The organism is Vreelandella subterranea (assembly GCF_900111305.1).
GTDB lineage: Bacteria > Pseudomonadota > Gammaproteobacteria > Pseudomonadales > Halomonadaceae > Vreelandella > Vreelandella subterranea.
The window spans coordinates 274,119-290,389 of sequence record NZ_FOGS01000002.1 but is presented as its reverse complement, the minus strand read 5'-3'; the positions used below and the strand labels follow the sequence as shown (position 1 = coordinate 290,389).

14 protein-coding genes and 1 tRNA gene are annotated in these 16,271 nt (G+C 57.7%); 8 read left to right on the top strand and 7 right to left on the bottom strand.

Annotated features, from left to right (window positions below):
• The first annotated feature begins 251 nt into the window (after positions 1–251).
• From BMX75_RS04190 to BMX75_RS04180, 3 genes are all read left to right on the top strand, one after another.
• Positions 252–2,216 (top strand): sensor domain-containing diguanylate cyclase, encoded by a 1,965-nt coding sequence (locus BMX75_RS04190; RefSeq protein WP_245748339.1) that lies wholly within the window; start codon positions 252–254, stop codon positions 2,214–2,216.
• Positions 2,217–2,332: 116 nt separating this feature from the next.
• Entirely contained in the window at positions 2,333–3,280 is a 948-nt protein-coding gene (locus BMX75_RS04185) for an AEC family transporter (protein ID WP_092825549.1), read from the top strand.
• Between the two features lie 50 nt (positions 3,281–3,330).
• Positions 3,331–3,407: transfer RNA gene (locus BMX75_RS04180), tRNA-Arg, on the top strand.
• A 57-nt stretch (positions 3,408–3,464) separates the two neighbouring features.
• Here the strand turns inward: BMX75_RS04180 and BMX75_RS04175 are convergent.
• Together BMX75_RS04175 and BMX75_RS04170 are read right to left on the bottom strand one after the other, a co-directional pair.
• Complete coding sequence (locus tag BMX75_RS04175; protein WP_092825547.1) at positions 3,465–4,049, bottom strand: exopolysaccharide biosynthesis protein; 585 nt, start codon at positions 4,047–4,049, stop codon at positions 3,465–3,467.
• Between the two features lie 228 nt (positions 4,050–4,277).
• Positions 4,278–6,227 (bottom strand): diguanylate cyclase, encoded by a 1,950-nt coding sequence (locus BMX75_RS04170; protein WP_092825545.1) that lies wholly within the window; start codon positions 6,225–6,227, stop codon positions 4,278–4,280.
• Positions 6,228–6,423: 196 nt separating this feature from the next.
• Here BMX75_RS04170 and BMX75_RS04165 point away from each other — a divergent pair, with 196 nt between their 5' ends.
• Both BMX75_RS04165 and BMX75_RS04160 read left to right on the top strand, forming a co-directional pair.
• Positions 6,424–7,395, top strand: coding sequence for a GlxA family transcriptional regulator (locus BMX75_RS04165; RefSeq protein WP_092825543.1), 972 nt, complete (start codon positions 6,424–6,426; stop codon positions 7,393–7,395).
• Between the two features lie 113 nt (positions 7,396–7,508).
• On the top strand, positions 7,509–8,444 hold the full coding sequence (locus BMX75_RS04160) for an ABC transporter substrate-binding protein (protein ID WP_092825541.1): 936 nt from the start codon (positions 7,509–7,511) through the stop codon (positions 8,442–8,444).
• Between the two features lie 12 nt (positions 8,445–8,456).
• Here the strand turns inward: BMX75_RS04160 and BMX75_RS04155 are convergent, their stop codons facing one another.
• The 5 genes from BMX75_RS04155 to BMX75_RS04135 all read right to left on the bottom strand — a co-directional run bounded on the left by BMX75_RS04155 (position 8,457) and on the right by BMX75_RS04135 (position 13,154).
• Positions 8,457–9,293 (bottom strand): alpha/beta hydrolase, encoded by an 837-nt coding sequence (locus BMX75_RS04155; protein WP_092825539.1) that lies wholly within the window; start codon positions 9,291–9,293, stop codon positions 8,457–8,459.
• Positions 9,294–9,343: 50 nt separating this feature from the next.
• On the bottom strand, positions 9,344–9,799 hold the full coding sequence (locus BMX75_RS04150; protein ID WP_092825537.1) for a thioesterase family protein: 456 nt from the start codon (positions 9,797–9,799) through the stop codon (positions 9,344–9,346).
• Positions 9,799–10,752, bottom strand: coding sequence for an L-carnitine dehydrogenase (locus tag BMX75_RS04145; protein ID WP_092825535.1), 954 nt, complete (start codon positions 10,750–10,752; stop codon positions 9,799–9,801). The genes BMX75_RS04150 and BMX75_RS04145 overlap by 1 nt, the downstream gene beginning before the upstream one ends.
• Complete coding sequence (locus tag BMX75_RS04140; RefSeq protein ID WP_092825533.1) at positions 10,749–11,669, bottom strand: beta-keto acid cleavage family enzyme; 921 nt, start codon at positions 11,667–11,669, stop codon at positions 10,749–10,751. Before BMX75_RS04140 ends, BMX75_RS04145 begins: the two co-directional genes overlap by 4 nt.
• A 180-nt stretch (positions 11,670–11,849) precedes the next feature.
• Positions 11,850–13,154 (bottom strand): L-fuconate dehydratase, encoded by a 1,305-nt coding sequence (locus tag BMX75_RS04135; RefSeq protein WP_092825531.1) that lies wholly within the window; start codon positions 13,152–13,154, stop codon positions 11,850–11,852.
• Between the two features lie 178 nt (positions 13,155–13,332).
• On the opposite strand from BMX75_RS04135, the gene BMX75_RS04130 reads away from it, so the two are divergent.
• From BMX75_RS04130 to BMX75_RS04120, 3 genes are read left to right on the top strand one after another with little or no spacing between them, the layout of a single operon-like run.
• On the top strand, positions 13,333–14,097 hold the full coding sequence (locus BMX75_RS04130) for an SDR family NAD(P)-dependent oxidoreductase (protein WP_092825529.1): 765 nt from the start codon (positions 13,333–13,335) through the stop codon (positions 14,095–14,097).
• Positions 14,094–15,110 carry a 4-hydroxythreonine-4-phosphate dehydrogenase PdxA gene (gene pdxA, locus BMX75_RS04125; protein ID WP_092825527.1) on the top strand — a complete coding sequence of 339 codons (1,017 nt, stop codon included), beginning with the start codon at positions 14,094–14,096 and terminating at the stop codon, positions 15,108–15,110. The genes BMX75_RS04130 and pdxA overlap by 4 nt, the downstream gene beginning before the upstream one ends.
• The gene (locus tag BMX75_RS04120) at positions 15,097–16,239 is read left to right on the top strand and encodes a four-carbon acid sugar kinase family protein (RefSeq protein ID WP_092825525.1); all 1,143 of its coding nucleotides are present in this window, start codon (positions 15,097–15,099) and stop codon (positions 16,237–16,239) included. The genes pdxA and BMX75_RS04120 overlap by 14 nt, the downstream gene beginning before the upstream one ends.
• Positions 16,240–16,271: the final 32 nt, after the last annotated feature.

Here is a 16,271-nt window from a genome sequence, read left to right as displayed (position 1 = left end):
CCTTGTATCAACAGGTATGGCGGAAAACACGCTGCCGATGAAAATGCTCGGGATGACGCTTCTTTAGGCAGTCGAGCAGCTGACGTTAACGCAATAATTTTGTAGTGGACACTCATACAACGGTACTATGGGCCGATACGTAAAAAAATAAGCCAATGTGAAACGTCAAATATTCGGCAAAGTAAGCGAGGTGCGCGGGTTTGGTTCGCTGGTTAAAACGCAAAACTTGCATCGGCTCGCTTCAGAACCGAATGCTTGTGGGACTGGCAATTACTTGGCTTCTGGTCGTGATACTGGTGCTGGGGATGGCCTGGCAGCTGGGTAATACCATGGTAAAAGCCACCAATATGGCGCACCTGCGCTATGAATCGACGTTGCTGGCCGATGAAGTGACCGAGCAAGTAGAAGCCCGCATCGATTCACTAAGCCTTCTCGACGGTCAGGTTGAAAGTGATGCCAACCCTGACGACATGAGCGCCACCTTGAAAAGTAATGAAGCCCTGATGGCGTGGTTTGAAGGTGTCGTAATAGCCGATAAAGAAGGGCGAGTGGTGGCTGACTGGCCTGTCATAGAAGGTCGTGAAGGTTTGGACACTTCTCAGTTGGAATATTTTAAGATGCTGCGTGGCACACAAAGGCCTTATGTCAGTGAGCCCTTTGTGGGCCGCGCCAGCAGTATGCCTATGGTCCTGATCAGCGTGCCGCGCTTTGATGAACATGGTGCGTTTAATGGCTTCGTGGGCGGTGTCGTCAGTCTGGATTCCGGCGGCCTATTTGATCGATTGTCACGAATTCGGCTTGGTGACGAGGGATACGCCGGGGTGGCGACGGCATCGGGCAAGATTCTTTATCACCCCAACCGAGACCTGATCATGAGCCATGTGCCGGATGAGGCGTTCAATCCTTGGCTTAATTTGGCATTGGACGGCTGGGAAGGGGAGTCCATTGGCACTCTGCTTAACGGCCAGCTGGGTTTTCAATCCTACGGCCAGGTGTGGCCTGCAAACTGGGTGGTTGGTCTGTATTTGCCCAGTGACCAAGCTCTAGCACCGCTCAATGGCTTTTTACAGCGGCTATGGTGGCTTGGGATAGCGCTGACATTGCTGATGTTGCCGGTGCTTTGGTTGATACTGCGTCGTATGCTGTCGCCGTTAAAACATTTAGCCAAGCAGATTGGCCAAGTGGGGCGGGGTGAGCGTAAGCGAGTGGAACTCGGCACCAGAATGCATGAATTACAGCACGTGGCGGGGACCTTCAATCGCGTGGAAGACGAACGCCAGGTATTAATGAGCAACCTTCAAGAGCGGGAAGCCTTTCTTGACTCCGTGCTGAATGCCACCCCCCAAGGCATGTTTGTCGCCAATTTTGACGGTGAGATTACCTACATGAACCCCGCATTGCTGGGTATGCTCGATATTCAGCCGAATACGCCGATGAACGCTTGGCTGCGCCAAATTCATGCCGATGACCTGAGTGGCGCCAAGGATATGTGGCAACATAGCTTGAAAAGCGGGAGCGATTTCGTTCGGCAGTTACGTTTTATTCGCAATGATAAAGAAACGCTGTGGCTGGATATCCACGCTCGTGTGGTCATGCTTTCCCAAGGTGGGCACTCGCTGGGCTTGGTGGGAGTGGTCAAAGATATTACTGAGCGTCGCGAACAAGAGGCCATTCAACGCTGGGAAGCCGAACATGATCCGCTGACCGGCTTGCTTAATCGGCGAGGTTTCGAAAGGCGTCTTGATGATGCCTTTGCTGATTTTCAAAAGACCAGCACGCCCTCCGCGCTATTATTGTTCGACCTTGACCATTTCAAGCCGATTAACGATGAAGGCGGTCATGCACTGGGCGATGAAATGCTTAGGCGCATTGCCCAAGTGGTGGCCTGGGAGGTGCGCCGCAGCGACCATGTTGCCCGTCAAGGTGGTGATGAATTCGGTGTTCTGCTGCCCAGTTGCACCTTGAGTCAGGCACGAAAGATAGCTGAATCCCTGTGCCAGTCAGTTGGAGAAATTTCGGTCGTTCACGAAGGCAAGGAATATAGCGTAACGCTCAGTATTGGTGTCACCACCTTCCATGAGGATGATGGTAGTACTGATGACGCAGTGGCGCGTGCCGACGCCGGAAGCTACGCGGCGAAAGACAACGGTCGCAATGGTGTTGTGATCAATCTGCATGACGAAACAGACACTGACGCTGTCCATCTCTTTGAGTAGTGCCCAGCCTCTAGGTCTTCCAACATCCCCTAATCGTTCGACAAATCTCCGCCAACCGTAGAATATAAGCAGGTGCTGTTCTTGCTATCTGTACTCAGGAAAAGAGATGGTTGCCTGTGAGCTTATTTGAACTTTTTGCCCGGACCCTTGACGTCACCCTGCCGGTCTTTGCCATGGTATTTATTGGTTTGGGCTTAAAGCGACTTGGCTGGATTGACAGGGCGTTTGTATCCACTGCCTCTGCACTGGTCTTCAAGGCGACCTTGCCGACGCTGATCTTCCTGAGCTTGATTAAAGCCGACCTGGCCGTGGCACTGGATATACCGCTATTGGTATTTTTCGCGCTGGCGACGCTTTGCCAATGTGCACTCAGTTGGGTGTGGGCGAGCTTCCGGATCCCGCGTGAGGAACGCGGGGTCTATGTGCAAGGCGCGTTTCGCGGTAATTGTGGCGTGGTGGGGCTTGCCTTGGCGGCGGGCATGTACGGCAACGATGGCCTTTCGGCAGGGAGTTTATTACTGGGTGTTGTCATCGTTACCTACAACGTTCTTTCGGTCGTAGTGTTGGCGATGTACCAGCCTGGTCAGGCCACCGACTGGCGAAGTCTGCTCTGGAAGATCGTTACCAACCCGCTGATTATCGCCGTAGTCGCCGCATTGCCATTTACCGCCTGGTCAGTTGCATTGCCCCGTTGGTTGATGACTTCGGGTGATTATTTTGCCTCTCTTACGTTGCCACTGGCGTTGATTTGTATCGGGGCCACCCTGTCGGTGAGCAGTCTGCGAGATAGTCAGCAGGTTGCGTTAAGCGCCAGCGTCATGAAAATGGTCATTCTCCCCGTTTTGGCGACCGGGGCTGCTAGGCTGATGGGTTTTTCTGGGCAGTCGCTGGGTTTGCTTTTCCTGTTCTTTGCCAGCCCTACTGCGGCCGCCAGCTTCGTCATGGTCAAAGCGATTGGTGGTAATGTCGCCTTGGCAGCCAATATCATTGCCATTACCACGCTGATGGCCAGCGTGACGGTGACCGTTGGGGTTTTTGCGTTGCGTCTGCTTGGCTGGATATAGCGCATGCCTTGGCCTGGGTAGGCCGAGACGTTATACTTCTGCCCCTATAAGTCCCTGTAGCTCAGCAGGATAGAGCAGCCGCCTCCTAAGCGGCAGGTCGCAGGTTCGAATCCTGCCTGGGACGCCAATTGAATTAGTAAGGCGGCTTTGACTTTCGTGACACTCTGTTCCCGGCGGATAGCCGTCACAGAAAATTGGCAACGATAAGTATGAAGGTCGCACTGAATGACCCTAGTGCCAGCAGCACCAGCAAGCCGTCATGCACGACGAGTGCCAGTCCTAGCGCTAATAACGCCAGACCAGCCGCTGAAGATGAAAATGGCACCAGCTCCATGAAGGGCATGCAAAATCCGATGATGATGCATAGCGAGGCAATTCCATAGCTACCGCCGTTACGAACAAGAAATGTTAGCCTCGGTTTGAGAAATCGATCGATGCTCCTTGCTGGCTTGTTGAGCCAATGGAGTGCCTTTTGAAGCTTGCCGCGCTCGATGGAACGGTTGAGGATATAGCGTGGCAACCAGAACTGTTTTCGGCCGATGAGTATCTGTACGGCGATCAGCAAGACGAACGACCCCATGAAGACGGACATGCCGGGTAAACCGCTTAGCGGCGAAAACAGCGTGATGCCAATCATCATCAGCAGCGGCCCAAAAGAACGACGGCCAATCGACTCGACGACCATCCCGACAGAGACCTGATGGTTGTTATAGGTCAATTGACTAACTCGGTCTAGTAGCTGTTCAAGGCTTTGCAGCGGCTGATTCATCGAAGGTTTCCATGTAGAAGCCCAGCACTCGATGCGCTGCTTCTGGTGACAGAAAGTGTGTAAGACAAAGTGTACAAGACGCTGGGACCACTTTGCTGACCGAAGAATTCCCCCGTCCTGCATGCAAGTTGATCTATCGAGAAAGCCATTAAGCTTTTGCTAGCATCGGCAGAACGTCATTGGGAAGAATGGATCGCTGACAGGAGGGCAAACCTCAAGATACAGTCGTTAAGTCTCTTGAAGGACAATACGATTCCGACCCGCGTCTTTAGCTTCGTAGAGACCGCTGTCGGCCCGCTTGATAGCGGCTTTTAAGGTCTTTTCGCCGTTGGCGATGTGCGTCACCCCGAAGGAAGCGGTGATGGCAATGGTAACCGGTACGTCGTCGTGTTCAATGGGCACCTGGGTCTGTTCTACGGCAACTCGAATGCGTTCTGCCACTTGCCATGCTTTATCCAGTGGTGTGTCGGGCAGCAAGATAGCGAACTCTTCGCCGCCGACACGGCACAGAAGATCCTCCTGACGCAGCAACCCTTGAATCACGCTGGTAAAGCGTTTAAGCACTTCATCGCCGGCGTCGTGGCCGTATTCATCGTTGATGTGCTTGAAATGATCAATGTCGATAGCAATGAGAGAGATAGGCGTTTGGTGCCTTGAGGCACGTGACATCTCGACGCTGGCTTGCGATTGCAAATAGCGCCGATTGTAGACGCCGGTTAACGGATCCGTCATGGCCTGGGCGCGCAGCTTTTCTTCCAGTTGCTTGCGCTCGGTAATGTCAAAGACGGTGGCGTTCGAGTACTTAAAGCGATCATTTTCCAGATATCCGACACCCTGAATGACCACCTGTCGCTCGTGACCATCGGTGGCTATCAGTGTGCATTCTGCCTCGCCCTGTCGGCCTGCTTGTACGTCCTGAAAGGCGGCATCAAAATCGGGCAGTGAATCCGGTGAAATAAAATCCCGATAACTGCGTTTTCCGACAACGTTGCGGGTTAAGCCTAGCCAGTCAAGTTCGGTCTGGTTCATTTTAAGGATCACGCCATCGGCATTCAGTGAATGGTAACCACATGGAGCGTTTTCATACAGGTTGCTGACTTCGGTGGCTTGCTGCTGTGCCTCTCGACGCAGCTTGCGCTGTTGGTGGCGGCTAATTGACCAATAGATGCCCAGCGCCACAGCCGTGGAGTAGGTGAGCAACAAGAACCAGACAACGATGGCTTCATCTTGTAGCAGCGACTTCCAGGTGGGGGTGGGTAGGCTAACCCCTAATACCCAGGGGAGGGTGTCGTCCTGGCTGAAAATGCGTCCTGTTAGCCCCTCGTAGGCTTCACTGCGTATATCCAAACGTTGGAAACGTAATAAATGGTTGCCAAGCGTGAACGCCCCTTCATCTTGCTCGGTCACGGGTTGCCATGGTTCGGCAGCCAGTCGGGCGTAATTGTCACCAAACCTGATCATCGGCAGTCGTTGGCTACCTTCCGTGAGAAGCCAACCGCCCTGGGCATCAGCCAATAGAACGCCTGCGTCGGGGTCAATGAGCATGGCCTGTTGGACGGCCTCGGTCAGATGCTGCCAGTTAAGGCTCAACAGGACCATCCCCTGGCGTTCGCCTTGCTCAAAAATAGGTGTGGCGACATTGACGACCGGGACCACTTCACCACTGAATAGCTCGTATTGAAGGTTGCGACCGGGTGGGGAAATGTAGAGATCACGGGCAGACAGCTGGCTGGCGGCTTTGAAATAATCGGTACTGGCATGACTATAATCATCAAAGCGAGGGTCAGAGGTAATCCCGACCGGGGCACGCAGGACTTCGCTACCCTGATTATCGATCAGTATAAGCTTGGTGTAGCGCGGGTAGTGTTCGATCAGCGTCGCTAAAAAACCGGTCAACTGTGCCGACGTCGAGCTATCGACGCCTTCGCCATTCTCGCCGATCATGTGGGCCTTGATGATCGGCATTTCGGCCACCGCGAGCGCGTAACTGAGCGTCTCCTTGATATCGCGCAATAGGGTATCTTTGCCCACCTGCATGATGGCGCGAGTTTCTGCACGGATGCTTTCCTGGCGGGTTTCCAGGTGCACATGAAGTACCGGCCATAGCGTAGCTGTGACCAGAATCAACGGTAAGGTTACGGCCATCAAGAGGCGCACGTACAGGCGCTGTTGAGTCAATTGAAATTCCTGTGATTATTTTAAAGAGCTATTGTCCTTAGTACATAAAGTATACGCCAATAGCCGATGATCGGATATGCGCGAAAGCCAGTATGCCGGGGCTACTCAATAGTTTGCTAATTGCTGCGAAGACGCTTCAAATGGCTGATAAGCTGTTTTTCTCCAGCGTTTAAATGTACTGAAAGTGAGCACTTTTATGCGTCTTAGTTACCAGGGTCCGTCACCAGAAATGGTCGGGTTTTTATTGTTGCCGCAGTTTTCCATGATGGCTTTTTTTGCGGCCGTTGAGCCGCTGCGTATCGCCAATCGCATTGCCAGCCGCCCGTTGTTTGATTGGACCTTGATTAGTGCCGATGGCGGGCCGGTAACGGCGTCCAACGGCATGACGCTCATGGCAGATCAAGCCACCCGGGAGGTGCATCACTTGCCATCCTTGGCAGTATGCAGTGGCTTTACCCCAGAGGCGCATCTCACTCGGCCGTTAATGGCGTGGCTTCACCAGTTGGACCAGGCGGGCTGCTGTTTGGGCGGCATTGATACCGGCGCGTTTCTGCTCGCCGCCACCGGGCTGTTAAAACGTGAACGGGTGGCGCTGCACTGGGAAAGTCTGCCTGCTTTTCGCGAACGCTTTCCGGGTATCGATACCACCGATGAACTTTATGAGTTGGGCGAGCGGCGTTTTTCCTGCGCTGGAGGAGCCGCCGCGATGGATATGGCGTTGGAGGTGATTGCGCGGCGCCATGGCGCGAAGCTGGCCATCGATGTTTCCGAGCAGCTCATCCATGATCGTATCCGCACCCGCAGCGACCAGCAGCGCATGGCCCTGGTAAAACGCCTGGGCACCCACAACCGGCGTGTGGTCGAGGCTGTGGCGCTCATGGAGCAGAACCTTGAAGAGCCGCTCACGCTTGAAGAAGTGGCGAGCCGGGTAGAGGTGTCGGTGCGGCAGCTACAGCGGCTTTTTGAACAGGAATTGAACGCCACCCCACGTCAATGGTACTTGCAGTTGCGCATTAAACGCGCCCGGCGACTGCTTGCCGAAACCGATCTGGCGATCTTGGCAGTGGCCGTGGCCTGCGGGTTTAGTTCGTCGTCGAGCTTTGCACGTGCGTTTCGCGCCTATTACGGCGTATCGCCACGGCAGATACGCTATACATCAGCGGAATAAGCCATTTGTATCCTGGTGGTCGCTTAATGGGTGATAAATGTCGCCTAGTGGTTAGTAGTGGAATGGAAGCCGCGCATACTGGCAGGACCTAATCAACAAGAGGGTTTAGCCAGATGCCGACCACTATCAAATCAATGTCGTTAAAAGCGGGTTTTTTACTTACTGCGTTGACCGCTACACCAGCGATGGCAGAGCTCGACGAGCTGCGCTTTGGGGTGCCGCCGTGGCCAGGTGTCACCGTGAAATCCGAAGTGGCGGCCCAACTGCTCGAAACCATGGGTTACCAGACGCGGCAGCAGGATCTAGCCGTGAGTGTCATTCTTGAAGGCTTGTCGAATAACGATCTTGAAGTCTATTTAGGCGGCTGGTACCCCGTGCAGACCGATATGGTCGAGCCGTTGGTGGCGGACGGCAAAGTCGAGAAAGTGGTTTCGAACATCAGCGGTGCCAATTCCGGGCTGGTGGTTCCCCAGTACGTTTACGACGCTGGCGTGACGACGGTTGCTGAGCTGGCAGAGCATCACGACCGGTTCGACGGTGAAATCCAGGGCATTGAAGCCGGAACTGGCATCAACGAGGCGATTCTCAACGCCATTGATAACGACCTTGCCGGGTTGGGCGATTGGCAGCTCCGCGAAAGCTCGACGTCGGCCATGCTGGCCCAGGCTGAGCAAAAAATGGCCGATGAAGAGTGGGTGACCTTTGTTGGCTGGGAGCCTCACTGGATGAACGTGAGCTTCGATTTGGCCTACTTGGCAGATAGCGACGACGCGGGTGTGGCGGCTATTGAAAGCACCGTATGGACTATTACGCCTGCCAGCCTGGCGGACGAAGCACCGGAGGTCCACCGTTTCCTCTCGCAGTACGTGATCGATATCGAAGACCAGAACGAATGGGTGCATGAGTACAGCTACGAAGAGCGCCCGGCGGATGAGGTCGCGCATGAGTGGATCGGCAACAATCTGGATACTGTAGCCGAGTGGCTGGAAGGCGTTGAGACCCGCGATGGTGAATCCGCTATTGAGCAGGTGCGAGCAGTCTATCAATAAACTCTAGCTCGCTTAGGGCCTGTTGACTTGGTCGATAAGCCGTCTATGAAGCGCCTGGCAGAAATCCTGCCAGGCGCTTTTCATTGAAGGCAGCAGCGCATGAGCGTGTAGCACACCGTGCACCATCTGCGGCGCGCAACGATAGCCCACTGAGGCGCCCGCTTCCTGCCAGTTAGCGACTGCGGTTTCGATGGGCCGAGTAAGCGGGTCGTGCTCCACCGTCAGTATTTCGATGCCCGTCGCAGGTGGCGCAAGATCGCGCTGGGCGGCGCTGATCTCTGGGCAGCGTTGGCGAACGCCCAGTATATCGTCGCGTGAGAGCAGTGGAGCATCCTCCCCGAGACACCCAGGTGATAGCTCGCCAACCGTTGGATAGATCAACCCGAGCGGCGGTGCCTCGATCAAAGGGTGGGCAAGATCGATCGCCAGCCGCCCGCCTGCGCTGTCACCTACCAGCGCAATGGGCTGTATCGCTTCCAACACCGTTTGACAGTCTGCCAGCATATCGGGGTAAGCGACCTCGGGCGCAAGCCGGTAGTTGACGCTTACCACTTCACGACCCAGCGCATGGGCCAGGCTGGCGGCGGGGCCATGGTGGCTTTCGGTCGAGCCGATGGTAAAGCCGCCACCGTGTATGAATAGCACACATCCCGTTCGGCGTTGCGCGGGGATAAAATGGCGTACATCGACACCTTCCATAGTGCCGTTTTTAATCTGCATACCGGTCGGATCAGAAGGGGCGAAGGTTCGGCAAAGACTGTCATAGGCGCGCCGCGCCTGGGGGAATGGCATTTTTTCCATTTCCGCCAGTTGTGCACTGAAGCGTTGAATAAAGGCATCAATGTGCATGGCGTTTGCCTTTTCGCATCACCTGTCGTGGATAACCTGTTTTGTATAGCCTAGCGTCGTATGCCGATAGTGCGTCCTGCAAGCTCCGGCCACAGGTCTTTGTTGGCTTGAGGAAGCTTCGCCACGGAGCTCGCTACCGGCTCAGGAAACGCGCTGGGTCGCCCTGATCCCTGTTCCATGCCCATCAGCATCTGTTCGCTGCTCGCCAGCAGGTTGTCTTCATCATCGAACATGGCGAAAAACACGTGCAGGCGTTTGGCATCGCTATCCAGTAGCGTCAGGTCGACGCTTAACGGTTGGTCTTGGTGTGCCTCGCGGCGATAGCAGAGGTGGGTTTCCAGCGTGTAGATCGTATAGCCGTAATGCGCCCGGCCCGCTTCGTCGAGCCCTATCTGGTCGATCAGCGCTTCACAGGCCTGGGAGAAGACGCGGGCGTATGCCGCGTCGTTCATATGCCCATTGTAGTCGACCCACTCAGGGGCGACTTGGGTTTCATGGATGATCATTAAATGCGTCCTTTTAAGCCCTCGGCTTCCGGCCAGTACTTGTGGACGACCTCAAGCAGCTCGACCAGAAAGTCATCGCGACGCTTGTCCAGTGTCGCCACCGAGCGCCCCGCGGCCTGATGTTCACAGCCTTCTACCACTTTATCAATCAATTCGTCGGTAAGTTCCGGGGCTTCCAGTTTGGTCCAGGGCAGTTTTAACGCCGGGCCGAACTGTTCCAGCATATGGCGCATGCCTGATTCGCCGCCCGCAAGATGAAAGGTTAAAAAGGTGCCCATCAACGGCCAGCGAAGCCCACAGCCGTAAACCACGGCCGCATCGATTTCTTCGGTGGTCGCCACGCCATCATTGACCAGGTGCAAGGCTTCCCGCCACAGCGCTTCCATCAAGCGGTCGGCGATATGGCCTTCTATTTCTCGGCGAACCACCAGCGGGCGCATGGCGAGCGACTGATAACGTTCCTGGGCGGCGGCCATCTGCTCGGGCTGGGTGGCCTCACCCCCCACAAGTTCCACGAGCGGCAGTAAATATACCGGGTTGAAGGGGTGGGCGACGATCACGCGACCGGGTGCCTGTTGGCACTGCTGCTGCAGATCGGTGGGCTTGAAGCCGGAGGTGGACGAGCCGATGATGGTGTCCGGTGCGGCCGCAGCGTCAATGGCGGCCAGAATTTCTTGCTTTAGCGGTAGACGTTCGGGCACGTTCTCCTGAATCAGGTCAGCGCCGCTTATGGCCTCCTCAATCGTTGCCACAAATGTCAGCCGCTCAGGTTTGGCATCAGGTGCCAGGCCGAGCTGGGTTAACGACGGCCAGGCGTTGTCGATAAATGAACGGGTACGTTCCGGAGCTTTGGGGTCTGGATCAAAAGCGACGACGTCCCAGCCCTGGGCGAGGGCACGGGCAATCCAGCCGTTGCCAATTACGCCGGTGCCAATCGCAGCTAAACGGCTCATGCATCACCTCCTGATGGGGTGCCCATGACATTTCCGGTCATTGGGTCGCGTAGTTTGAGGTGCGCGCGGGTTTCTGCAGGCGTCATCACCCGGGCGCCCAGGTTCTCGATAATGGTCGAGGCTTTCTCGACCAGTTGGCCGTTGTTAGCCAGCACGCCTTTCTCTAAAAACAGGTTGTCTTCCAACCCAACCCGGGCATGGCCACCCAGCAGTACCGCCTGGGCCACCATGGGCATTTGATGGCGACCAATGCCGAAGGCGGCCCAATTGGCGTTATCCGGCAACTTATTGCGCATGGCGAGCATGGTTTCGGTATCCGCTTCGGCGCCCCAGGGGATGCCCAGGCAGAGTTGATACAGCGGGTCGTCGTCGATCAAGCCTTCTTGCTGAAGCTGGCGGGCAAACCAGACATGACCTAGATCAAAGCACTCAAGCTCTGGCTTGACGCCTGCCGCTTGCACCAGGCGAGCATGTTCGCGCAGCCAGTCGGCGGGGTTCACGTAGACCATGTCGCCAAAGTTGAGGCTGCCGCAGTCCAGGGTGCACAGCTCGGGGAGCAGCTCACCCACCGGTGCGTGACGTTCCGCGGGCGTTTGAATATCGGTGCCGGGGCCGCCGCGGGTGGGGTCGCTTACGTCCGGTATCCAGTCACCGCCGCCGCCGGCGGTGATGTTCATGACGATATCGGCGTCCGCCTCGCGAACACGCTCCATCACCTCACGGAATTGCTCGGTGGAATGGCTGATGCCACCAGTTTCCGGATCACGCACGTGGATATGCGCGATGCTGGCTCCGGCGCGGGCCGCGCCAATGCAGGAGGCGGCGATAGCCTTGGGCGTGACGGGTACGTTGGGGTTTTTAGCGGTGGTATCACCTGCGCCGGTAACGGCGCAGGTGAGGATGACATTGCGATTCATGGCGCGCTCTCTAATCAGCGGTTTATTCGCTGACCAGTGTGTCGCGATAGGTAAAAATTAGTTGTCGATAAGCGTCATTCAGTGTGCACAACCTGCCTAAAACACATGTGCGTGTTGTCGCCCGCCTTGTGAAAGACTGGTCGGGCTTTAGGTTGATCTACAAAAACGGCCCCGGACCACTCAGCTTTCCTCCTGCCAGGCGGCGCCGTCCGGGAAACGGTGCCTGGCCAGCGAGTCGGCATGCATGGTGATGCTATAACCGGCGGCAGTAGGCACCTGGTAGCGGCCTTGGCGAATGACCACGGGGTCGACGAAGTGCTCGTGCAGATGGTCGACGTACTCCAGTACCCGACCTTCGAGGCTACCCGACACGGCGATATAGTCGAACATCGAGATGTGCTGGACGTATTCGCACAGCCCAACGCCGCCAGCGTGTGGGCAGATCGGCACGCCGAACTTGGCGGCCATCAGCACCACCAGGATGACCTCGTTGAGCCCGCCCAGTCGCGCAGCATCGATCTGGCAATAGTCGATGGCGTCGGCTTGCAGGAACTGCTTGAACATCACCTTGTTATGGCAATGCTCGCCGGTGGCCACGCCAATCGGCGCGACACGGTGACGTATCTCGGCATGGCCGAGGATGTCATCCGGGCTGGTGGGTTCTTCGATCCACAGCGGGTCGAACTCCGCCAGGCGGCGCATCTTGGCCACTGTCTCATCGACTTCCCACACCTGGTTGGCATCCATCATCAGCACGTTGTCCCAGCCGATTTCCTCGCGCAACAAGGCGGCGCGCCGGGCATCTTCGTCGAGATCGCCGCCGATCTTCTGCTTGAAGTGCGTCCAGCCCTCGGCCAGGGCCTCGCGAGCCAGTTGGCGGACCTTGTCGTCGGTGTAGCCAAGCCAGCCTGCCGAGGTGGTATAGCCGGGAAAGCCGTCACGCCGCATTTCGGCTTCCCGCTCGGCCTTGCCGGGTGCCTGCTTGCGCAGCAGGGCGATGGCCTCTTCCGGCGTCAAGGCATCAGTCACGAAGCGGAAGTCGAGGCAGCGCACCAGCTCTTCAGGGCTCATGTCGGCGAGCAGCTTCCACACCGGCTTGCCTTCGCGCTTGGCCCACAGGTCCCAGACGGCGTTGACCATGGCGGCGGTGGCCAGATGGATCGCGCCCTTGTCGGGGCCGATCCAGCGCAGTTGGCTGTCGCCGGTGATTTCGCGCCAGAAGGCACCCATATCGGCGGTGATCGTCTCCAGCGAACGGCCCTCAAGGAGTGGAGTGAGTGAGCGAACGGCGGTGACCACGATCTCGTTGCCGCGGCCGATGGTAAAGGTCAGGCCATGGCCCTGGGGGCCGCTTTCGTCATCGGTGTGCAGGATCACATAGGTGGCCGAGTAATCAGGTGCGGCGTTCATGGCGTCTGAGCCGTCCAGCGAACGGGAAGTCGGAAAGCGTATGTCCTGGACCTCAACGCGAGAAATGGTGGTCATGGTGGCGTCCTCATGGTCGTTGGCGTTGGTGGGTAATGCGAATGGCTAAGAAGGTGAACTGGCATCTGGCCAACTTTCACCTATGATGCAAGCAATGTCATGATGTATGAAAGGTATGCCATAAACCCTAACGCAACCTAATGGCGATTGCCACACGATATCCAATCAGGAGTACAGCATGTTCGATGAAATGAAAGGCAAGCGAATATTGGTGACCGGTTCGAGCCGGGGGATCGGCGCGGCAGTTGCCAGGCGGCTCGGCGGACTGGGGGCGCGCGTGGCGGTGCATTATCACCGTAGTGAAGGACCGGCCCAGGCGGTCTGCGACGATATCCGCCAAGCGGGCGGTGAGGCCTTTCTGATTCAAGGGGATATCAGCCGCACGAAAGAAGCCACCGCGATCGTCGATCAGGCGGCGGAGCAACTGGGTGGACTCGACCTGTTGATCAACAATGCTGGCGATATGCAGGGACGCGTCAGCCTGGACGAGATGGATGATGACTATTACGACCGCGTCATGGACCTCAACGCGCGCTCGGTCGTCATGGCCAGTCGGGCGGCGCTGCCTTATCTGCGCCAAGCCGGGGCTGGCAATATCATCCATACCGGCTCGATCGCAGCACGCAATGGCGGTGGTACTGGCGCGGGTCTCTACGCCTCGGCCAAGGGCTTCGTCACTACCTTGACCCGCAACATGGCCAAGGAACTCGCCGGCGACAATATTCGTGTCAATGCCGTGGCCCCTGGCGTGATCACCACGGATTTCCACGCGCGCCACTCCAACGATGCCCAGATGGAAGCCGCGCGAGCCACGATCCCACAAGGTCGTCTCGGCAGCGCCGAGGATTGTGTTGGCGCCTATCTGTTCCTGGCGACGGACGCCCTCAGCGGCTACATCACCGGGCAGATTATTGAAGTCAACGGCGGGCAGTTGATGCCATGAGCCGCAATATGCAGTACGACATCGCCATTACCATGGGGGACCCGGCGGGTATCGGCCCCGAGATCATCTGCCGGGCCGTCGCTGACATGTCGCCTTCGGCGCGGACGGGCACGCTGCTGGTCGGCGATCCTGCGATCTTTCGACGTGCCGCGCAAACCATCGGTAGCGACCTGGATTTCGCGCCTTTGGATATGGCCGACGGCCACGCAGATTGTGTGGCCGTCGCCGTGGTGGAGGCGCCCGCCGGTGCCGACATTCCCGACGGCGAGATCAGTGCCGGTGCCGGTGACATGGCTTTTCGCTGTATTGCCAGGGCCGTGGAGCTGGTGCAGAGCGGTCGGGCCGGGGTGATCGTCACGGCGCCATTGAACAAGGCGGCACTGCATGCGGCCGGTCATTATTACGATGGCCACACCGGCATGCTGGCGGCGCTAACCGGTGCGCCCTCGTCGTTCATGCTGCTGGCCTCCGAGCACTTGTCGACCCTGCATGTGTCGACCCATGTATCGTTACGTGAGGCCATCGATCGGGTAACGCCCGAGCGGATCATTGCCACCGTCGAGGCCGGTGACGCGCATCTCAGGTCGCTGGGAATGGCCAATCCGCGCATCGCGGTGGCCGGACTTAATCCGCACTGCGGTGAGGGCGGTATTTTCGGCGACGAAGACACCCGCTGTATTGCACCGGCCGTCGAGACCCTCAAGGCGCGTGGATTTGACGTGAGTGGTCCGATCTCCGCTGATACCGTCTTTTATCGTGCCTCAAAGGGCGAGTTCGACCTGGTGGTGGCCCAGTATCACGACCAGGGGCATATCCCGGTCAAGCTGATTGCCTTCGACACCACGGTGAACGTCAGTCTTGGTTTGCCGATCCGGCGTACGTCTGTGGATCATGGTACCGCCTTCGACATTGCCTGGCAGGGCAGGGCGGATGCGACCAACATGGGCGCGGCGATTGCGTACGCGCATCGGTTGGTGGCCGGAATGAGAGCTGGCGCCAATGAGCGTGAGTGAGTGCCGAGTCGCCATTGTTGCTGACGACCTGACAGGTGCGTTGGACGCCGCGGCACCTTTCGCCCAGCGCGGTGCGACGACACGCGTGGTCGTGGCATTGGAGAACCTGGAAGTCTCCTTGGGCGAGTGGCAAGGGGCGCCCCCTGACGTGATCGCGGTGACGACCGAATCACGCCACCTGACGGCATCGGCGGCGGCAGAGCGTGTGGCGCAGGCGACCCGGATACTCGCTCGTCTGGCTCCTGCTGTGTGGTTCAAAAAAATCGACTCGACACTGCGCGGCCAGGTAGTGGCTGAGAGCCTGGCGATGCACCGGGCTTGTTGTCGACGACTTTTGCTCGCTCCCGCCGTTCCTTCTCAGGGCCGCACGACCTGCGATGCCCGTATTCTCGTGCACGGTCACCCCCTCGGGGCGACCGACTTTGCCCGTGACGCACGTTCCCGACCCCCCAGTGGTGGGCTGGATGCCCTGTTCGCCGACGCCGGATTACCCATGGCACGCCATGTTCCAGGGCAGCGATTGCCGATGGCGGACAGCGTGGCGGATGCCGAGACAGACGCCGATCTCGAGGCCCTGGCCAGCGAGGTCGGCGATGAGCCGGGTAAGTGGCTGTTGGTAGGCACGGCGGGGCTGAGTCGCGCCCTGGCTCAGGTCATGTTCGGTGAGGCGGTGTCATGTGTTCATGTGCCTTTTAGCGGGCTCTGGATGGCTGTGGGGTCACGCAGCGAGCGAGCCGCGCAGCAGGTGGCCGCGCTGCGTCGTGACACCCCTGATTTACCGGTGGTGACGGATATCGCTGATGTGACGGTCGAGTCGCCTTGCCTGTTGCTGAAGCCTGATCCAGAAGCGCCGCCGCGGGATGCCAACGAGGTAGCAGCAACGCTTGCCGACGCTCTTGCCGTGGGCATGGTAGCGGCCAAACAGCGCCTCTACCTGATGACCGGTGGTGATTGTGCCAGTGCGCTGATGAAAAGGCTGGCGGTCCGCTATATCGAGGTGGTGGGCGAGTGGGAACCAGGAATGGTACTGGGCTATCCGCAGGGCAACCGGAAGTGGCCCTTGCTGACCAAGGCAGGCGGCTTCGGCGATGAGGCGTTGCTGGTGCGCTTGCTCCGGTCTCTGGAATGAACGCCCACCCAGAGGTTGCATTGCCCAGAATT